This window comes from Mycobacterium sp. NGS40 (assembly GCF_059812735.1).
Window position 1 is genome coordinate 122,617 of record NZ_JCALDG010000004.1, and the last position, 17,916, is coordinate 140,532.

Below are 17,916 nucleotides of genomic sequence, written 5' to 3' on the forward strand. Positions count from 1 at the left end.
TACCTGCGTGGCCCGATCTACTACCATCTGTAGTAGACGGTTTTGGGAGACAAAGATGTCCGACAACTCGAATCCGCCGCAAGCGGACCGCGCCCTCACTGTCGCGATGATTGCGTTCGTTGCGGCATTCGGACCGCACGGCATCGATCGTTTTCGACGCGGGATGCCGGCATCTCCGCCCGCGGTCATGGTCGGCGGGATGATCCAGGGCGTTTTCGTCGTTGTCGCGTTGGTGCTGGTTCTGCGACAACATCGATCGGCGACCCGATTCGCGTCCTGCGCTGGTTTAGGCAGTGCCGCGCTTACCGCCGCCGGCGAAATCGGAGCCGGGCTGGCACTCGGTTACCTCGGCCTTCGGGTGCCCAAGGCCGCTAATCAGCTTGCACGACAAGGCAATAGAGAATACTGCACATCGAAGAGTACGTCGGCATAATTCTCGGTGTGCCGCAAACACACCGAGCCCGGGCGCTGGCCAATCCACATCAGCCGCACAGCGGCGTCATTCACGAGCTGGAGCGCTACATCGAAGCCCATAATCCCGACGCGAGCGACGTCAACGTGGTGAGCGCGACGGACACGGGCCAGGCCGACACGAGCCACAAGCCGGTCAGGCACTGGTACCGCGTCACCTACGAAGCCTGAGGTGCGCGTCACCGCACGCCTGATGTCGATCACAAGGCATGGGCTTCGGGATACGCGTGCGATGTCAACGCCAGAACGCAGTCGCGGCCCTGCATGATGTGCTCGGCCATGAGCGCCCCGGCCCGCTCGGGTTCGCCGGCCGCGATCGCGTCGCGCACCATTCGATGGAACAGGTTGGAGCGTTCCATATCGCCCCGCGATTGGTTACGGAACACCTGATATACCAACGGAATATCGACCGCGTGCACGAGCAGCACGGACAACCTTCGATGGCCCGAACCCTCGACAACGCAATGATGAAACGCACTGTTGGCGGTCGTGATTCGGCGCAAACCCGTATCCAACGAGCCGCTCGACACCAACTCGATTCCCGCGTCGAAGTCCGCGATCGCCGCGTCGAGGGCTGCGATTCCCTCGGCATCCATCCGGGCCGCGGCACGCTCGGCAGCCAGCGATTCCAGCCTGGCGCGCAGCTCGTAATGGTCGCGGATGTCGGCCTCGGACATCGTCGCCACCACCGCGCCCCGGTTACGCTCGATGACAACCAGGCCATCGGCGGCCAAGGCGCGCAATGCTTCTCGTACCGGGGTACGGGATAGATCGAACATCTCGCCGATTCGCTGTTCGACCAGCCGGGAACCGGGCTCGAAGTCACCTTCGGCGATCGCGCGACGGATCAGCCGGTAAGCCACGTCCGACCGGCCGTCGATCTCGGTCATCTCAGTCACCCCCCGGACGTCGCGGCGCCGATGTCGAGCACGCCACCACCTTCGGGGTCGTCGACCTCCACAATCGGGTCGTCGACGTCGTCGAACTCCAGGCGCAGCGCCCGCGACATGATCGCGTGCATGACGTACATGGTTGTGGTGTAAGTAAATTCCAGAATCTCGGTGTCGGTGAATACTTCGCGCAGTCGGGTGAACAACTGCTCGGGCACCCGACCCTGCTGGCCCGCAAGGCAATCCGTATAGGCAAGCAGCAGGCGCTCGGCGTGATCAAAGCAGTCGGCGGTCTGCCACGACGGGATCGCAGCGATCTTCTCCTCGGATATCCCCGCCGACCGGCACGCCTTGCAATGCTGGGAGTAAACGAACTGGCTACCAACCACCCAGCCCGCCCTGACCTGGCCCAGCTCACGATGATCGGGCCGGATGCTGACCTCTTCGCGGTACAGGCGAAAGCCCCGCACCGCATGGCGCAGCGCGGCGGGGGACTGCGCCATCACCGTCCACCAATTCCCGGGTGTACCGCCGACGGCGCCCGGTTGAGCCACGGGGTCACGATCGCCGAACATGAAGTCGTACATCTTGAGCGTGAACTCGTCATCGACCTCACCTCTGGGAACGGGATTAAGGCGCGGCATTGCGGGTCCTCTCGGCGGGGGCAGATTGCATTCAATCCCAGCCTCAGCGGCCACGTCAATGCACTTCGCGGCTCGGCTGCACCCCAGATTGCGTACAGTCCAGCCCAGATCGGCAACTTTCCCCGGCCCATCCCGGTCGTGCGACGTAGCCTTAGCGCCATGAGTCACGGTGGCGGGCCAGCATGCGAGTATCTTCGCAGCACTGGGCGAATCGCCATGGCACACAGGGGATTCACGTCGTTCAAGTTTCCGATGAACACCATGGGTGCGTTTGACGAGGCTGCCAAGCTCGGATTCCGCTACATCGAGACCGACGTGCGTGCCACCCGAGACGGTATGGCGGTGATCCTGCACGACCGCCGACTCCCGGCGCGGTCCGGGCTACCGGAAACGATCGACCGCCTTGCGTGGCGGGAAGCCCGCACGGCGGACCTTGGTGCGGGGCAGACCATCCCGGCGCTGGAGGAGCTACTGGTCGCGCTGCCGCAGATGCGGGTCAATATCGATATCAAAGCCGAGTCGGCCATCGAACCGACAGTCGAGGTGATCGAGCGGCTGAACGCACACGACCGGGTGCTGGTGACGTCGTTCTCCGACCGGCGAAGGCGGCGGGCGCTGAGCCTGCTGTCCAAACGGGTGGCGAGTTCGGCGGGCACGCTGGCGTTCGCCGCACTCACGGCCGCGAAAACACCGGCCGGCCGCGCGTACGCCTGGCGGCTGCTGCACGACAGCGATTGCCTACAACTGCCGCCGCGACTGGGTCGGCTGCCGGTGATCACGCCGACCCTGGTCCGGGCCGCTCACGCCTCGGGACGACAGATCCACGCGTGGACGATCGACGACCCGTCGGCCATGCACGCCCTCCTCGACATCGGCGTGGACGGCATCATCACCGATCGCGCCGACCTGCTGCGCGACGTGCTGATCGCCCGCGGCGAGTGGCTCTAGTTGAGCTTGCCCGCGACGAAGTCGGCGGCCTGGTTGGCCATGCCGGCGTCGATATACGCGCCGGCCAAGTGCTGCGGCCAGTTCTCTTTCCAGGTGTTCGGGTCGGCCGGATTGCAGATCGGGTCGGCGCCGTGGCACAACTCGATGGTCCGGTCGTTGTAGGTCGGGTTGAAGTTCGTGATCGGACCCACCCACTGGCTGCCGTTGCCGAACAACGCGACGGCGGCGATGTGCTGATCCATCCCGGCGGGCAGTGGGCTGTCGAACCCGAACGCGCCGATCGGCGCGGCCAGCACCACATCGGTCACCGCCGCACCCAGCGAGTAGCCGCCCAAGACCAGCCGGGTGTCCGGGCAGTTGCCGGCCATGTCCTGGATGTGGTGGCTCATGTCGTTGGCGCCGATGTCGACCTGCGTATCGGCGGGATACTTGACGGCATACGAGCCGAAGCTCTTGTTGCCGACCTTGGATTGCAGCGCGTTGATGAACGCGTTGCCGAGTTGACCCGGCCCCGGCGATTCGTAGCGGCCGCGGGCGAACACCACCTGAACCTGAGGACAGCTGGCCGCCGCCGACGGCACGGCACCCGGCGTCCGGAAGGGCAGCACCGCCGGAGCCGATATCAGTGCGCCCGCGATCATGACCGCCGCCAGGCACACACCACACGATTTGAAGGGAAGTAAAGCGCGCACAGCACGATGTTAAGACGAACTCGGCGCCTGCGCCTGGCAGGGTGAACGGCTCGGCATACCGACTCTGACCACGCTGTGGGCCGACGCACGCCGGACGATAGGTTCAGCTGATGAGCAATACCAACACAAGCGCGCCCGAGCGCTTGTTCGCATTGGCCGAACAGGTCACCGGCTTCATGCCAGACGACGAAGGGCGCGCCCTCTATGACGCGGCGCTGCGGTATCTGGACGGCGGTGTCGGTGTCGAGATCGGTACCTACTGCGGCAAATCCACCTTGCTGCTCGGTGCAGCGGCACAGCAGACGGCCGGTGTGCTGTACACGGTGGACCATCATCATGGCTCCGAGGAACATCAGGCCGGCTGGGAATACCACGATGCCTCCCTGGTCGACGAGGTCACCGGACTGTTCGACACGCTGCCGACGTTTCGTCGCACGCTCGACGCCGCCGGACTGGACGACCATGTGGTCGCCATCGTGGGCAAGTCGCCGGTGGCGGCCCGCGGGTGGCAGTCACCGCTGCGGTTTTTGTTCATCGACGGTGGCCACTCCGAGGCCGCGGCCACCGAGGACTTCGACGGATGGGCGAAGTGGGTGCAAGTCGGCGGGGCCCTGGTCATCCACGACGTGTTTCCCGATCCAAAGGACGGCGGGCGGCCACCATATTACATCTATTGCCGCGCAATAGATTCCGGTCAATTCCGAGAAATCTCCGCGCTGGGCTCGCTGCGGGTCCTCGAACGCACCAGCGGTCAGGTGGGCGATCCGATCGAAATTACCGACCCGGGCCGGTAACCACGCACTCGCAATCGAAGTCGGTCTGCAGACCCAGCGGCAGGTTGTGGCCGCGGAAGATCCCGGCACCTCCGGTGGTGTCCGACAGCGCATCTGCCGCCAAGATCACCGCCGCACCCGTCCACGCCGTGCGCTCCTCGGGCCAGCGCTTCCCGTCGGCGAATACCAAGCCCGTCCAGTACGAGCCGTCTTTTTCACGCAGATGCTGCATTGCGGCGAATTGCCGGTGCGCGACCGATCGTTGACCCATCGCCTCGAGCGCCATGACCAGCTCGCAGGTCTCGGCGCCGGTCACCCACGGCCGGTCGTCGACGCAGCGGATGCCGAGGCCGTCGACGACGAAGTCGTCCCAGCGGTGCTTGATGCGGGCGGCGGCGGCCGGGCCCCGCAGCGCGCTGCCGAGGATCGGGTAGTACCAGTCCATCGAGTAGCGGTCTTTTTCGGTGAACGCCTCAGGATGCGCGACCAGCGCATGGCCCAGCCGGCCTAACGCCAGCTCCCATTCGGGTTGGGGATCGCTCACCAGAGCGGCCAGCGCCAATGCGCAGCGGATGCTGTGATAAACGCTGGCGCAACCGGTGAGCAGAGCTTCGCGCACCGGGCCGGTTTCGCTTCGCGCCCAACAGATCTCGCCGTAACCGACCTGCAGGTCGATGACGAAGTCGATGGCCTTGTGCACCATCGGCCACATCGAGGTGGCGAACGACTTGTCACCGGTGACCAACACGTAATGCCAGACGCCGGTGGCGATGTAGGCGCAGAAATTGCTGTCGCTGTTGGCGTCTTCGATCGTTCCCGAACGGAATTGCAGCGGCCAGGATCCGTCCGGCCGCTGATTACGCCGACTCCACTCATAGGCAGCTCGGGCCGGTTCCAGTAATCCGGCCGCGGTGAGCGCCATGGCCGATTCGACGTGATCCCACGGGTCGGTGTGACCGCCGTGGAACCAGGGGAGGGCACCCGATGACTCCTGCTCGGCGGCGATGGACAGGGCTGTCTGGCGACACTGCTCCGGACTCAACACACCCGGAACGGCCGGCGGGCTAGATCGACGCAACTGAATACCCCAGGGTTGCTTCGGTTCCCGACTTCTGCGCTTTGATGAAGTACATCGCCACGCTCTTGCCCACGAGCGGGTTGAGCACCGACTCCGCGAACCGGGTGAGCCTCGGGCGCTGCATCAGGTCCCACACCAGAAGCTTGTGGTAGGCGGTCACCGCAGGATGGTCGGTATTTTCAACTCCAACAGCACATTTCAGCCACCAGAACGGCGCATGTAGCGCATGCGCATGATGCGAATGCGTTAACTCCAGGCCATTGGCGGCGATCTTGTCCCGCAGTTCACTGGCCCGGTAGATGCGAATGTGGCCGCCCAGATTCGCGTGATATTCGTCGGACAGCAGCCAGCACACTTGTTCGGGAAGCCAGCGGGGCACGGAGACTGCCAGCGTGCCACCGACTTTGAGCACCCGGACCAATTCCGCGATCGCCGCGTCGTCTTGGGTGACATGTTCCAGAATCTCGGATGCGATGACGCAGTCGAATGTCTCGTCTGAATACGGCAAGCTCAACGCGTCGCCGACGACCGCTTCCGCCGTTGTCGCGGCGGGCGCTTCGCCGTTGTCGGCCATCGCCCGAAGAATGGTCTCCACGGATTTCAACTCCGCCTCGTCGCGGTCGAACGCGATGATGTCGGCACCGCGGCGGTACGCCTCGAACGCATGCCGACCGGCCCCGCATCCTACGTCGATCACCTTGCTGGACGGCCCGATGCCGAGCCGATCGAAATCGACTGTCAGCACTGCAGTTCGCCTTCGGTGAGGGCACCTCGTGCGATCGCGCGCTCATAGATCCGCACGGTCTGTGCGGCGACGGCTTCCCAGCTGAACACGCTGACTGCGCGTGCCCGCCCCGCCTTGCCAAGGCTACGGCGCTTTTCCGGCGAGTCGAGGAGCTCGCCGAGTGCGCGGGTCAGCGCGTCGACGTCGGCGGGCGGGACCAGTTCGGCGCAGGCGCCGTCGGTCCCGAGCACCTCGGGTAGCGCGCCTACCCGGCTCGCGACGATCGGGGTACCACTCGACATCGCCTCTACGGCGGGCAGCGAAAACCCTTCGTAGAGCGACGGTATGCAGGCGACCTCGGCCGAGGCGAACAGGGCGGCCAGTTCGGCGTCGGTGAGCCCGCTGGTGATGTGGACGATGTCCGAGATCCCCAGTTCTGCGATGAGCTTGTGGGTGGGCCCATTGGGTTCCACCTTGGCGACGAGCCGCAGCTCGACATCGCGGTTCACCCGAGTCTTGGCGACCGCGTGCAGCAGGGTGCTGACGCCCTTCAGCGGCGTGTCGGCGCTGGCGATCGCGATCACCCGGCCGCGCTGGCGTGGACCCGAACCTGGTTTGAACAGCTCGGTGTTCACGCCCAACGGCACCACGTGGAGTTGCTCGGGCAACACACCGAAATCGGAGACGATGTCGGCGGCCGACGACGACGAGACCGTCAAGAGCTCCGGAATCCGACGCGCCACTTGTTGCTGCATGTCCAGGAAGCCGTACCAGCGGCGTACCAACGGCTTTCGCCACCACTTGGCTGCGGCGACGTCGAGCACCCGATCCCGGGTGATGGGGTGGTGCACCGTGGCCACCACCGGCATTCCGGTGGCCGCGATGGTCAACAGGCCGGTTCCCAGACTCTGATTGTCGTGAACGACGTCGAATTCGGATGCGCGCTCGGCCAACAGGCGCGCGACGCGCAGCGTGAAAGTCCGCGGTTCGGGAAAGCCCGCCGTCCACACGGTCAGAAGTTCCCGGAGATCGATCGAATCGTGGATCTCGCTGGGCCGGGGGATCCGGAACGGGTCGGGCTCTCGGTACATATCGAGGCTCGGCACCTCGGTCAGCCGCACCCGCGGATCGAGCAGTTCCGGATACGGCGGCCCGGAGAAGATCTCGACATCGTGACCGAGTTCTACAAGACCGTGGCTGAGATGTCGTATGTAGACGCCCTGTCCGCCGCAATGGGTCTTACTACGGTAGGACAGCAAGGCAATTCGCATACTCAACTCTTCTTTGCTGGTTAACGAACGCGGAGGGCGCCGAATCCATTGCGATCAACGGGCTCCCGAACTCCGTGACAGCAAACTGGACATGTGTCCAGACTATAGTTCGATCAGCTAATCGACGCAACGCGCCATCGGTGCCCTTCAATACTAGGTAGCGGCGATTTTCGCCCGACGGCGAGGTCCGCTGAATAACTGTTCCCGGTCATGTGGAGCCCACCGAGAGTCGGAACATGTTGTGAGCCAATGGTCGGCGCGGTCCCGGACCCGACGGCGGCCTTGTTTGCTGGGATGCCAGCCACTGGCGCCGTCGTTCAGCGATCGAACAGGTCGGACAGGGCGTCGGCGACCATGTCCTCGGGGTCTTGGTCGATCTCGACATTCCGTAGCTCGCCCTCGATGGCAAGGGATGCGATGCCATGCACGAGCGACCACAGCGGTCCTGCCACCTCGCGCGGCGCCCGGCCGCGCAGCAACCCGGCCGCTTGGCATCCCGCGATCGCGTCGAGCAGGACTCCGAACGCTTGACCTGCGGCGACAGCCAAGCTCGGATGCTTGGTTTTGTCGGTATCCGCGCCGAACATCACCCGATACTGGTCCGGATGCCCGATTGCCCAGCGGACGTAAGCGCGACCGATTTCGATCAGCCTGTCGGTTGGCCCTGACGCGATATCGGCGCCGGCGGTCAATGTGGCGTGGAGATCGATAAACCCCTGCTCGGCAACGGTAGCCAGCAGGTGGGCCTTGTCGGTGAAGTGCCGGTATGGCGCCGCGGCGCTGACGCCCGCCCGCCGGGCCGCCTCGGTCAAGGTGAAACCCTTCGGCCCCCGCTCGGCCACCAGCGACAGCGCGGCACTGGTCAGCGCTCGTTTGAGGTCACCGTGGTGGTAGCTGTCCCGGCGCGCCTTGGCCACCGTGAGGGACTTCTTTCCGGACATGTTGACGACATTAACATGGTTGATCTATGTTAATTGCATTCACATTTCCGAAAGGAGAGAGCGAAAATGTCATCTCAACCAAGAACCGGCTGGGCGGTGATCACGGGTGCAAGCTCCGGTTTCGGCGCGGTCTTCGCCGACCAGCTGGCCAGGCGCGGCTTGTCATTACTACTTGCCGGACGTGACGAGGACCGGCTCAACGCGGTCGCGCAGCGGGTCCGTCAGGCAGGCCCCGTCGAGGTCGAACTGGTCGTCGGCGACCTCGGCACCGAGGCCGGCGTCGCTGCCCTCGCGGCCCGCCTGTCGGGGCGGACGATCGAGGTGCTGGTCAACAACGCCGGGTTCGGCACCTACGGCCGCTTCGCGGAACTGCACGCCGACCGCGAGCACGAGCTGGTGGCGGTGAATGTCGACGCGCTGGTTCGGCTCACCCACGCGGTGCTGCCCGGCATGGTCGCGCGCGGTCGCGGCGGCATTCTCAACGTCGCCTCCACCATCGCGTTTCAGCCCGGGACCTATCAGGCGACCTACGGCGCCTCGAAGGCGTTCGTGCTGTCACTCAGCCAGGCCCTGTGGGCCGAAACCCGCGGGGCGGGCGTCACGGTGACCGCGTTGTGCCCTGGACCGACCCGGACGGGATTCGTCGATGCGCTGGGATCGGATGTCTCGCACACCGCGATCTACCGGCACCTGGCCGAACCCGAACCGGTGGTGGCCGCCGGCCTGCGCGCGCTCGACCGAGGCCGCGCCGTCGCGGTTCCCGGGTGGCGCAACCGGATCATGACCGCCGGGGGCCGCTTCTCACCCGGCTGGCTTTCGGCCTTGATCAGCGCCCGGATGCTGCGGCCCGCGGCCGCGACGACGCATGCGAACCGCTGAGATCGCCGGCAAAGTGTTCACATTCGAGATCAACCGAACGACAAGCGCATCGGCCGCCACTGGTCTGAATGGGCGAAACCGCTTATCGTGCAATCGAGTTGGCAACGGCAAGGCGATCCGGCGCCGGCCGGCATCGGCGCGGTGCGCAAAGTGGGTGGATGGCCGATGCTGATGCGAGAAGAAACGATCGCCTACGAACAGGACCGCCGGCACGTTTACCTGCAGATCGGACCACCATTGCCCGCACGCGGCTAGCAGGCCGAGATGCTGCTGACACCCAACCTCGCGGGGGGGCACCGACCTCCGCCGGACGGGATCCTTCGCTGAACGTTTGCACGGCACGGGACAAATCGTGCGCGTATTGCTGCGCGGCGTGGTCGGCTTTCTTGCCAATCGCCTCGTGAAAGCCGCTGAACGCCGATAATTCACCTCACGCCAGGCAACCTTATCGACGAGTGCTCCGAATCAGGTTCAGTCACGCGGTAATTCGCGACACGGGTGAACCATCCGTTTCGTCCGCGCGTGGCTAGACATTGGAAGCTATACCCAGCGATCCGGTAGGAGCCATCGTGAATGCTGTATTAGGTCCGCGCTATCACTTCATCGTGTGCGGGGCGGGATCGTCGGGTTCGGTCATCGCCGCACGATTGGCGGAGAACCCCGATGTGACCGTCTTGCTCTTGGAGGCCGGCGGCAGCGATGACGCGCCCAGCGTCACCGAGGCCAACCAGTGGCCACTGAACCTGGGCACCGATCGCGACTGGGCATTTGCCTCGGAGCCCGATCCGGGGCTGAACGGCCGCTCGATCCCGTTTTCGATGGGCAAGGTGCTCGGCGGCGGTTCCAGCATCAACGTGATGATCTGGGCGCGCGGACACCGCAGCGACTGGGACCTTTTCGCGTCCGAATCCGGGGAACCGGCCTGGGGTTACGAGCCGGTGCTGGATTTGTATCGGCACCTCGAGGACTGGCACGGCACGGGTGAGCCGAATTATCGCGGGATCGGAGGGCCGGTCTTCGTGCAGCCGACGCCCGACGTCCATCCGGTCGCGACAACGGTCGTGAAAGCCGCTAGGACACTGGGGATTCCGACCTATCAGAGCCCCAACGGCCGGCTGATGGAAGAAATGCGCGGTGCCGCGATCTCCGACGTGAGATACCGCGGTGGAAAGCGCCTCTCCGTTTACCGCACCTACACGGCGCCCCATCTTGAGAAGCCGAACCTGACCGTCGTGCCGCATGCCCTGGTGACGCGGGTGACCTTCCAGGACGAGCGGGCCACCGGCGTCGAAGTGATCCACGACGGTGCCGTCCACCACATCACCGCGGACACCGAGGTGGTGTTGTCCCTCGGGGCGATGCACACCCCCAAGGTGCTGATGCGGTCCGGTGTAGGCGACTCCGACGAGCTGCACCGCGTCGGGGTCAGGGTCCGTCAGCACCTGCCCGGGGTGGGACACAACTTTCAAGACCACTACGGGTTCGGCTGCGTATGGGAGTTTCCCGAGGACTACCAAGCCAGCACCCAGGCGGGGGCGGCATTGTTCTGGAACTCCGGACTCGGCGACGTCGATGGACCGGATCTCTTCGCTTGCCTGGGCGCGTTGCCGATGGCCACGCCAGAGAACACCACGAAATACGTTGTCCCGCAGAATGGATGGACTCTGTTCGGCTCACTCACGCATCCGAAAAGCCGCGGCCGGGTGCGACTCACCGGGCCCGATCCGCACGACCCGATTCGGATCGAAGCGAACGCGCTGTCGGATCCACACGATGTCAAGACGGGGATCGCCTGCATCGAAACCCTGCGCGAAATCGGCAATTCCGCTGAGCTGCGGCCGTTTGTGACCAGGGAAGTCATGCCGGGGAACCTGACCGGCGACGAGCTGGAAACGTATTTGCGCAATGCGGTGACCACTTATTGGCACGAATCGGGAACGGCGAAGATGGGCCGCGACTCGATGTCGGTGGTCGACGGGCGGCTCCACGTCTACGGCTTCGAGAATCTGCGCGTCGCCGACGCGTCGATCATGCCGCGCATAACCACCGGCAACACGATGGCACCCTGCGTCGTGATCGGCGAGCGCGCCGCGCAGTTCATCAAGGCCGAACATCGGCTCTGACATCATGTCGGGCCGCAAACCAGTCCGCCGCGCATACTGCAACGAATCCCTGACGACCAATCGTCAACGCCTCGATAGGAATTCGAAATCATGTTAGAAGTCATCGACAAGGGTCAGCCCAGCAAGGAGCACCCTCACCCGTTGCTTTTCGTGCATGGCGCATTCCAGGGTGGATGGAGCTGGGACGTGCACCTTCTGGACTACTTCGCCGACCGCGGGTTTCGCGTCTTGGCACCCAGCCTTCGGGGCCATGGCTCGAGTCCAGCGGACAAACCCCTTCGCCTGTGCTCGATCTCGGACTACGTCGAAGACCTCACCTCGATTGCCAAAAGACTTGCACCGCAAGCGATCCTGATCGGGCACTCGATGGGTGGATTTATCGTGTAGAAGTACCTGGAAAACAACGACGCCCCCGCGGGTGTCCTGCTGGCCGCCGCACCGCCACGCGGACACCTGCGCACCCTGCTGCGGGCAATGCGCAAACACCCTTGGGGCTGCCAGAAATTCGCCGTCAGCGGCCGGCCCGCCGACATGTACGGTGGGACACTGGCGGGTGCGCGCGGGCTGCTCTTCGCGCCGACGACGCCGGAATCCCTGGTAGCCGAAAGCGTGGCGCGTCTCCAGCCGGACAGCACGCGTGCGATCATCGGCGACATGGTCGCCCTCAACCTCGTCAAGACCACACGAGTGAAGACGCCCGTGCTGGTGCTCGGGGGAGAGCACGACGAGATTTATCCTCCCTCCGTCGTGCACAAGACGGCAAAGGCCTATGGCACCCGAGCGACGATCATCCCCGACATGGGGCACAGCGTGACGCTGGAACCCGAGTGGCCGACCCTTGCCGGCCACATCGTGTCCTGGCTGAAAGAACAGGGACTGTAGCCGGCTTTGCTACGATCGCGCCGTGCCCGATTCGGCTGCGCCACGATCTCTTTCACGACGCGACGCCCTCAAGTACGCGTTGTCACCGGCGCTGCTGAGTCTGGCGCCGCTGGCAACGCCGTTCGGCGTGCGGCAGGCGTCAGCCGCCGACATCCAGCTGATCGACTTTGCGGAGAAAAGGATCGCACCCGAGGAGATCAAGGCGGCGGGGTACGCCGGCGTGATCAACTACGTCTCCGCGGAGCGGCCGGGAGCCCATTTCGAGGCCAAGCCCCTCACCCGCGAGTACGCGGACTCGTTGCGCGCCGCGGGCCTGCACATCGTCAGCAACTTCCAATACGGCAAGCCCGGATGGCCGGCGACTCCGTCGGATCTGACCCGCGGACACGACGGCGGTGTCGCGGACGCTCAAACGGCTCAGCAGCTGCATGCCGCGGCAGGGGGACCGAACTCGGCGCCGATCTTCTTCAGCGTCGACGACGATATCGACCAGAACACCTGGAATGGCCTTGCCGTCGAATGGTTTCGGGGAATCAACTCGGTCCTCGGCGTGGGCCGCACCGGTATCTACGGCCACTACAACGCGTGTGGGTGGGCTATCAGGGACGGGGTGATCGGCAACTCGTCCAGCGCGGGGCACCGCTGGGCGTGGCAAACCCGGTCATGGTCGCACGGCCAGCGCGAGCCGATGGCGGTGCTGTACCAAGCGGTCGTCAACAGCCCTTCGAACCCCGGCCCGCTGCTGGGCGGGATCAACGTCGATGTGGACGACGTCCTCGCGGCCGACTACGGACAGTGGGATCTCGGCCGCTGAGCCGTCCCTACATGCCCAGCGGCACCGAATTGTTGGTCGCCTGGGGCGTCGTCGAGGCGATGAAGTTCTCCAGGATGTCCGCCACGGCCACCGGCGCCTCGACGTGCGGGAAGTGCCCGACGCCTTCGAGTACCTCGAGACGGCTGCCATCCAGCGCGTCATGGGCGGCGTAGGCGTGCGCGACGGGAATGATCCGGTCCTGGTCGCCCCAGATCAACACCGTGGGCAAGCCGGCGGCGACGTGCAGCTTGTTGAGCGCGCTGACGGCCTGACCGCGGTAGTCCACGACGGAGCGCAAAGTACGCAGGAACGCCTGGCGGGTCCGCGCATCCGACAGTGAGCAGTACGCCTGCCACATCTCACCGGCTCGCGGCGCGCGGATGCCGGCCGAGGTCAGCCATGACCCCAGCTTGTTGCCAAGGTTCAACACCGGTCGCGGCGCCACGACGGGCAACAGCAACTCCGCACCGGGCGCGGACAGCATCCGCAGCACCGGACTGAGTTCCGGGCCGAGGCCGCCGCTGCCGATCAGCGCCAGGCGCTCGCAGTAGTCGCGGTGCTGATGGGTGAACTGCATCGCGATGCCGCCGCCGAGCGACTGCCCGACCACGGTGGCACGAGACACGCCGAGTTCGTCGAGCAGATCACGCAGCGAGACCGCGAATGCGCCCAGCGAGTAGTCGCCGCGCGGCTTTGCCGACTCGCCGTGACCCAGCAGGTCAGGCGCGATGACGCGGTATTTTTTGGCGAGCTGCGGGATGATCGCCCGCCAGGTGGCCGAGCTGCCCGCCATTCCGTGGATCAGCAGCAGCGCGTGGCCGTGGCCGGCTTCGCGGTAAGCGATCCGGTCGCCGTGAAGTTCGAGGTAGCTCAATTCGCTCATAATCAGACCGTTTGCCCCAGCCTTGGTGGTAGTTGGATACACCGGCGATTACCCAAGAATACGCAACTTACGCCTTCGTAGGTTACTGACGGGTAATAGTGTGGCAGGCCTCACTGCGGGCAAATGTCGGTCCGCCGCGCCCAGTCGTCGGCCCAGGCTTGGAGCGGTTTCAACGCCGCCATGAGTGACAGCCCTTGATCGGTGAGGTGGTAGCCGCCGCCGGAGTGATCCAGGATGTCCAGCGCCCGCAGTTCCTTGAGGCGGGCATTGAGGGAGCCGGGATTCATCTCGGACGCCGCCTGAAGGCCACGAAAGGTCAACGGACCGGAACGCAATTCCCACAAGATGCGCAGCGCGCCACGTCGGCCGAGGGCATCGAAGGCGACCATGATTGGCCGTCCGGTGGACGACCCCCGCACTGGCGACCCGAACCGCGGAGTGGACATGCTCCATATTTTGAAGCACCCGCGCGTAGAGTGCCAGCATGACTCGCTATAGAAATCGTAGCGCACGCATTGCGCCCGCCTCGCCGCCATTCCCAGCCGACATCCAGCAGGCCATCGACGCCATCATGCACGGCAGGCCGCCGCTGGTGCTCTTCACCACGTTGGCCCGCGACCACCGACTCTTCTTCAAATTCTTCAACTCCGGCCTGCTTGACCGCGGGCATCTGACGATTCGGCAGCGCGAGATCGTCATCGACAGGGTCACCGCGGCCTGCGGTGCCGAATACGAGTGGGGAGTGCACGTGACCACGTTCGCGGCCAAGGCGGGCCTGACCGAGGGCCAGATCGCGTCGCTGACGTCCGGGACACCCGAGGATGAGGGCTGGGAGGATGGCGATCGCGTCCTGATCCGCCTCTGCGACAGCCTGCACCGCAACTGCACCGTCGACGACGATTTGTGGGCGGAGCTGAGCAGCTACCACAGCGACGAGGCCATCTTGGAGCTGCTGATGCTCGCCGGCGCCTACCGGACGGTCAGCTATCTCGTGAATGCCCTGCGTCTGCCGCTCGAAGTCGGTGCCCGCGCCTTTCCAACGTAGCCGCCCATTTCGGGGTTGGAAATGACGACACCCCGCGAGCTGGGCGGCCCGCGGGGTGTCGCTTCGTGCTGACGATCAGGTCACTTCAGGTCGTACCGATCGTTGTTCATGACCTTGACCCACGCGGCGACGAAGTCCTCGACGAACTTGCCCGCGTTGTCGTCCTGGGCGTAAACCTCGACCAGCGCGCGCAGCACGGAGTTCGACCCGAACACCAGGTCGTTGGCGGTTGCGGTCCACTTCAGCGCCCCCGAGGCCCGATCGCGGCCCTCGTAGACGTTCTCCTGAGTCTCCGACGGCTTCCACGCCGTGCCCATGTCGAGCAGGTTGACGAAGAAGTCGTTGGTCAACGCGCCCGGCTTGTCGGTGAACACGCCGTGCTTGTTGCCGCCGTGGTTGGCACCAAGAGCCCGCAAGCCGCCGACGAGCACCGTCAACTCCGGACCGGTCACACCGAGCAGGTAGGCCCGCTCCAGCAGAAGCTGCTCCAGCGGGGCCTTCTCGCCCGGCCGGGCATAGTTGCGGAACCCGTCAGCACGCGGTTCGAGCACCGCGAACGACTCCACGTCGGTGTTCTCCTGGGTGGCGTCGGTGCGGCCCGGCGCGAAGTGCACCGCGATGTCGTACCCGGCCTCCTTGGCCGCCTTCTCGACCGCGGCGGAGCCGGCCAGCACGATGAGGTCAGCCAGTGAGATCTTCTTGCCGCCCGAGGCTGAGGCGTTGAAGTCCTGCTGGATCTTTTCCAGCACCGGCAACACCTGGCCCAGCTCTGAAGGCTCGTTGACTTCCCAATTCCGTTGCGGCTCAAGGCGAATACGCGCGCCATTGGCACCACCGCGCTTGTCGGTGTTGCGGTAGCTGCCGGCCGCCGCCCAGGCGGTCTTGACCAACTGGGGCACCGACAGGCCTGATTCGAGCACCTTCTTCTTCAGGCCGGCCACGTCCTTGTCGTCGACGAGCTTGTGGTCAACCTCCGGAACCGGGTCCTGCCACAACTGTGGCTCGGGAATCCAGGGGCCGAGGTAACGCGAGATCGGTCCCATGTCGCGGTGCAGCAGTTTGTACCAGGCCTTGGCGAACGCCTCGGCCAGTTCGTCGGGGTTCTTCAGCCACCGCTGGGTGATCTCGCGGTAGATCGGGTCCTCACGCAGCGAGACGTCGGTGACCAGCATCGTCGGCGCCCGGCCCGGCCCGCCGAATGGGTCGGGGATGGTGCCCGCGCCGGCGCCGTCCTTGGCCTGGTACTGCCACGCTCCGGCCGGGCTCTTCACCAGCTCCCACTCGTAGCCGTACAGCGTCTCCAGGAATGTGTTGTCCCACTTGGTCGGGGTGGGCGTCCAGACGACTTCCAGGCCACTGGTGATCGCGTCCTTGCCCACGCCGCTGCCGTAGGAGCTCTTCCAGCCCAAGCCCTGTTGTTCGATCGGGGCGGCCTCCGGCTCGGGGCCGACCAGGTCGGCGTCACCGGCGCCGTGGGTCTTGCCGAAGCTGTGGCCACCGACGATCAGCGCGGCCGTCTCTTCGTCGTTCATCGCCATCCGGCCGAAGGTCTCGCGGATGTCGATCGCCGCGGCGACCGGATCCGGCTTGCCCTCGGGCCCTTCGGGATTCACATAGATGAGACCCATCGTGGTGGCACCGTAGGGCTGCGCGAGGGCACGCTTGTCGGAGTAGCGCTTATTGGTGCCAAGCCACTCGTCCTCTTCACCGAACAGGATCTCTTCGGGCTCCCACACGTCTTCACGACCGAAGGCAAAACCAAAGGTCTTGAACCCCATGGATTCCAGAGCCACGTTGCCGGCCAGCAGCAGCAGGTCCGCCCACGAGATCTTGTTGCCGTGCTTCTTTTTGACCGGCCATAGCAGCCGGCGGGCCTTGTCCAGGCTTGCGTTGTCCGGCCAGCTGTTCAGCGGGGCGAAGCGCTGCATGCCCTGACCGCCACCACCGCGGCCGTCGAAGATGCGGTAGGTACCGGCGGCGTGCCAACTCATCCGGATGAAGAAGCCGCCGTAGTGGCCGTAGTCGGCGGGCCACCAGTCCTGAGAGGTGGTCAACACCGAGATCAGGTCAGCCTTGACCGCTTCGACGTCGAGCTTGGCGAACTCCTCGGCGTAGTCGAAGTCATCACCGAGCGGGTTGGCCTGAGGCGAGTGCGGGTGCAGCCTCGATACGTCGATCTGGTTGGGCCACCAGTCCTGGTTGGTCAGGGGAGCGTCGCCCTTGGGCTTGGGCGAGGGAATTGCCGGGTTCTCGCTTTCGCTCTTGCTGGACGTATCGGCGTCCGGCTGCGGCGGGCGACTCTCGGAGATATCTGATGACACAGCATTCCTTTCCAGTGGTGGGTGATTGGGCTGTGATCACGACCTGTGATCAGGAATCGGCGGTCGAACAGTCGGGGCACAGGCCCCAATAGATGACTTCGGCTTCGTCGAGCACGAAGCCGTCGAGAGCGTTGTCGTCGTCTGTTGGCGTCAGGCACGGGGCATCACCGACCGCGCAGTCGACGTCGGCGATCACCCCGCAGGATCGGCACACGACGTGGTGGTGGTTGTCGCCGACCCGGGATTCGTACCGAGCGACCAGCCCCGACGGCTGGATGCGCCGGACCAGGCCCACCGCCGTCAGGGCATTGAGCACGTCGTACACGGCTTGGCGTGAGACGTCGGGAAGACCGATCCGCACCGAGGAGAAGATCGTCTCGGTGTCGGCATGAGGATGGGCGTGCACCGCTTCCAGGACGGCGATCCTGGGCCGGGTCACACGCAGCTCGGCCGAACGCAGCCGCTCCGCGTAGTCCGACATTGACGACACACCGCCAATATGCCCCGCTTATCTGGATTCGGTCAAGAGTTCTCGGG

At 65.2% G+C, this 17,916-nt stretch carries 21 protein-coding genes and 1 pseudogene; 11 read left to right on the forward strand and 11 right to left on the reverse strand.

Features of this window, described 5'->3' with window-relative positions:
* Positions 1-55 precede the first annotated feature (55 nt).
* A complete protein-coding gene (locus AC5Y5O_RS08230; protein WP_096288033.1) occupies positions 56-433 on the forward strand; it encodes a hypothetical protein in 378 nt (125 codons plus the stop codon).
* Positions 434-441: 8 nt separating this feature from the next.
* Complete coding sequence (locus AC5Y5O_RS08235; RefSeq protein WP_096288035.1) at positions 442-642, forward strand: hypothetical protein; 201 nt, start codon at positions 442-444, stop codon at positions 640-642.
* 29 nt (positions 643-671) lie between these two features.
* On the opposite strand, the gene AC5Y5O_RS08240 is transcribed toward AC5Y5O_RS08235, so the two are convergent.
* Both AC5Y5O_RS08240 and AC5Y5O_RS08245 read right to left on the reverse strand, forming a co-directional pair.
* On the reverse strand, positions 672-1,361 hold the full coding sequence (locus AC5Y5O_RS08240) for a GntR family transcriptional regulator (protein WP_096288037.1): 690 nt from the start codon (positions 1,359-1,361) through the stop codon (positions 672-674).
* Positions 1,362-1,366: 5 nt separating this feature from the next.
* Positions 1,367-2,005 (reverse strand): carboxymuconolactone decarboxylase family protein, encoded by a 639-nt coding sequence (locus AC5Y5O_RS08245; RefSeq protein WP_096288039.1) that lies wholly within the window; start codon positions 2,003-2,005, stop codon positions 1,367-1,369.
* A gap of 159 nt (positions 2,006-2,164) precedes the next feature.
* Here AC5Y5O_RS08245 and AC5Y5O_RS08250 point away from each other — a divergent pair, with 159 nt between their 5' ends.
* Entirely contained in the window at positions 2,165-2,953 is a 789-nt protein-coding gene (locus tag AC5Y5O_RS08250; RefSeq protein WP_096288041.1) for a glycerophosphodiester phosphodiesterase family protein, read from the forward strand.
* Here the strand turns inward: AC5Y5O_RS08250 and AC5Y5O_RS08255 are convergent.
* Positions 2,950-3,594, reverse strand: a complete 645-nt coding sequence (locus AC5Y5O_RS08255; RefSeq protein WP_096291164.1) for a cutinase family protein — start codon at positions 3,592-3,594, stop codon at positions 2,950-2,952. The genes AC5Y5O_RS08250 and AC5Y5O_RS08255 overlap by 4 nt on opposite strands.
* Before the next feature lie 161 nt (positions 3,595-3,755).
* On the opposite strand from AC5Y5O_RS08255, the gene AC5Y5O_RS08260 reads away from it, so the two are divergent.
* Complete coding sequence (locus AC5Y5O_RS08260) at positions 3,756-4,439, forward strand: class I SAM-dependent methyltransferase (RefSeq protein ID WP_096288043.1); 684 nt, start codon at positions 3,756-3,758, stop codon at positions 4,437-4,439.
* Here the strand turns inward: AC5Y5O_RS08260 and mmpH are convergent.
* From mmpH to AC5Y5O_RS08280, 4 genes are all read right to left on the reverse strand, one after another.
* Positions 4,420-5,496: an MMP endo-(1,4)-3-O-methyl-alpha-D-mannosidase gene (gene mmpH / locus AC5Y5O_RS08265; RefSeq protein WP_096288045.1), complete on the reverse strand. Its 1,077-nt coding sequence runs from the start codon at positions 5,494-5,496 to the stop codon at positions 4,420-4,422. The genes AC5Y5O_RS08260 and mmpH overlap by 20 nt on opposite strands.
* On the reverse strand, positions 5,483-6,241 hold the full coding sequence (locus tag AC5Y5O_RS08270) for a class I SAM-dependent methyltransferase (protein WP_096288047.1): 759 nt from the start codon (positions 6,239-6,241) through the stop codon (positions 5,483-5,485). Before AC5Y5O_RS08270 ends, mmpH begins: the two co-directional genes overlap by 14 nt.
* Positions 6,235-7,491, reverse strand: a complete 1,257-nt coding sequence (manT, locus tag AC5Y5O_RS08275) for an MMP alpha-(1->4)-mannosyltransferase (RefSeq protein ID WP_500024607.1) — start codon at positions 7,489-7,491, stop codon at positions 6,235-6,237. Before manT ends, AC5Y5O_RS08270 begins: the two co-directional genes overlap by 7 nt.
* Positions 7,492-7,808: 317 nt before the next feature.
* On the reverse strand, positions 7,809-8,432 hold the full coding sequence (locus tag AC5Y5O_RS08280; protein WP_096288051.1) for a TetR/AcrR family transcriptional regulator: 624 nt from the start codon (positions 8,430-8,432) through the stop codon (positions 7,809-7,811).
* Positions 8,433-8,498: 66 nt separating this feature from the next.
* Here AC5Y5O_RS08280 and AC5Y5O_RS08285 point away from each other — a divergent pair, with 66 nt between their 5' ends.
* The 6 genes and pseudogenes from AC5Y5O_RS08285 (at position 8,499) to AC5Y5O_RS08310 (ending at position 13,130) form a co-directional block, all read left to right on the forward strand.
* Positions 8,499-9,311 carry an SDR family NAD(P)-dependent oxidoreductase gene (locus AC5Y5O_RS08285; RefSeq protein WP_096288053.1) on the forward strand — a complete coding sequence of 271 codons (813 nt, stop codon included), beginning with the start codon at positions 8,499-8,501 and terminating at the stop codon, positions 9,309-9,311.
* A 1-nt stretch (position 9,312) separates the two neighbouring features.
* A pseudogene (locus AC5Y5O_RS08290) lies at positions 9,313-9,735 on the forward strand (SRPBCC family protein).
* A 145-nt stretch (positions 9,736-9,880) separates the two neighbouring features.
* On the forward strand, positions 9,881-11,434 hold the full coding sequence (locus AC5Y5O_RS08295) for a GMC family oxidoreductase (protein ID WP_096288055.1): 1,554 nt from the start codon (positions 9,881-9,883) through the stop codon (positions 11,432-11,434).
* A gap of 90 nt (positions 11,435-11,524) precedes the next feature.
* Positions 11,525-11,821: an alpha/beta hydrolase gene (locus AC5Y5O_RS08300; protein WP_243394044.1), complete on the forward strand. Its 297-nt coding sequence runs from the start codon at positions 11,525-11,527 to the stop codon at positions 11,819-11,821.
* Between the two features lie 87 nt (positions 11,822-11,908).
* The gene (locus AC5Y5O_RS08305) at positions 11,909-12,316 is read left to right on the forward strand and encodes an alpha/beta hydrolase (RefSeq protein WP_243394046.1); all 408 of its coding nucleotides are present in this window, start codon (positions 11,909-11,911) and stop codon (positions 12,314-12,316) included.
* A gap of 22 nt (positions 12,317-12,338) precedes the next feature.
* Entirely contained in the window at positions 12,339-13,130 is a 792-nt protein-coding gene (locus tag AC5Y5O_RS08310) for a DUF1906 domain-containing protein (RefSeq protein ID WP_096288057.1), read from the forward strand.
* Positions 13,131-13,137: 7 nt separating this feature from the next.
* Here the strand turns inward: AC5Y5O_RS08310 and AC5Y5O_RS08315 are convergent, their stop codons facing one another.
* Positions 13,138-14,013 (reverse strand): alpha/beta fold hydrolase, encoded by an 876-nt coding sequence (locus tag AC5Y5O_RS08315; protein WP_096288059.1) that lies wholly within the window; start codon positions 14,011-14,013, stop codon positions 13,138-13,140.
* A gap of 110 nt (positions 14,014-14,123) precedes the next feature.
* Entirely contained in the window at positions 14,124-14,459 is a 336-nt protein-coding gene (locus AC5Y5O_RS08320; protein WP_096288061.1) for a winged helix-turn-helix transcriptional regulator, read from the reverse strand.
* A 38-nt stretch (positions 14,460-14,497) separates the two neighbouring features.
* Between AC5Y5O_RS08320 and AC5Y5O_RS08325 the strand changes: the two genes are divergently transcribed.
* The gene (locus AC5Y5O_RS08325) at positions 14,498-15,058 is read left to right on the forward strand and encodes a carboxymuconolactone decarboxylase family protein (protein WP_096288063.1); all 561 of its coding nucleotides are present in this window, start codon (positions 14,498-14,500) and stop codon (positions 15,056-15,058) included.
* 80 nt (positions 15,059-15,138) lie between these two features.
* Here the strand turns inward: AC5Y5O_RS08325 and katG are convergent, their stop codons facing one another.
* On the reverse strand, positions 15,139-17,379 hold the full coding sequence (katG, locus tag AC5Y5O_RS08330) for a catalase/peroxidase HPI (protein ID WP_096288065.1): 2,241 nt from the start codon (positions 17,377-17,379) through the stop codon (positions 15,139-15,141).
* A gap of 49 nt (positions 17,380-17,428) precedes the next feature.
* Positions 17,429-17,869: a Fur family transcriptional regulator gene (locus AC5Y5O_RS08335; RefSeq protein WP_103175410.1), complete on the reverse strand. Its 441-nt coding sequence runs from the start codon at positions 17,867-17,869 to the stop codon at positions 17,429-17,431.
* Positions 17,870-17,916 lie beyond the last annotated feature (47 nt).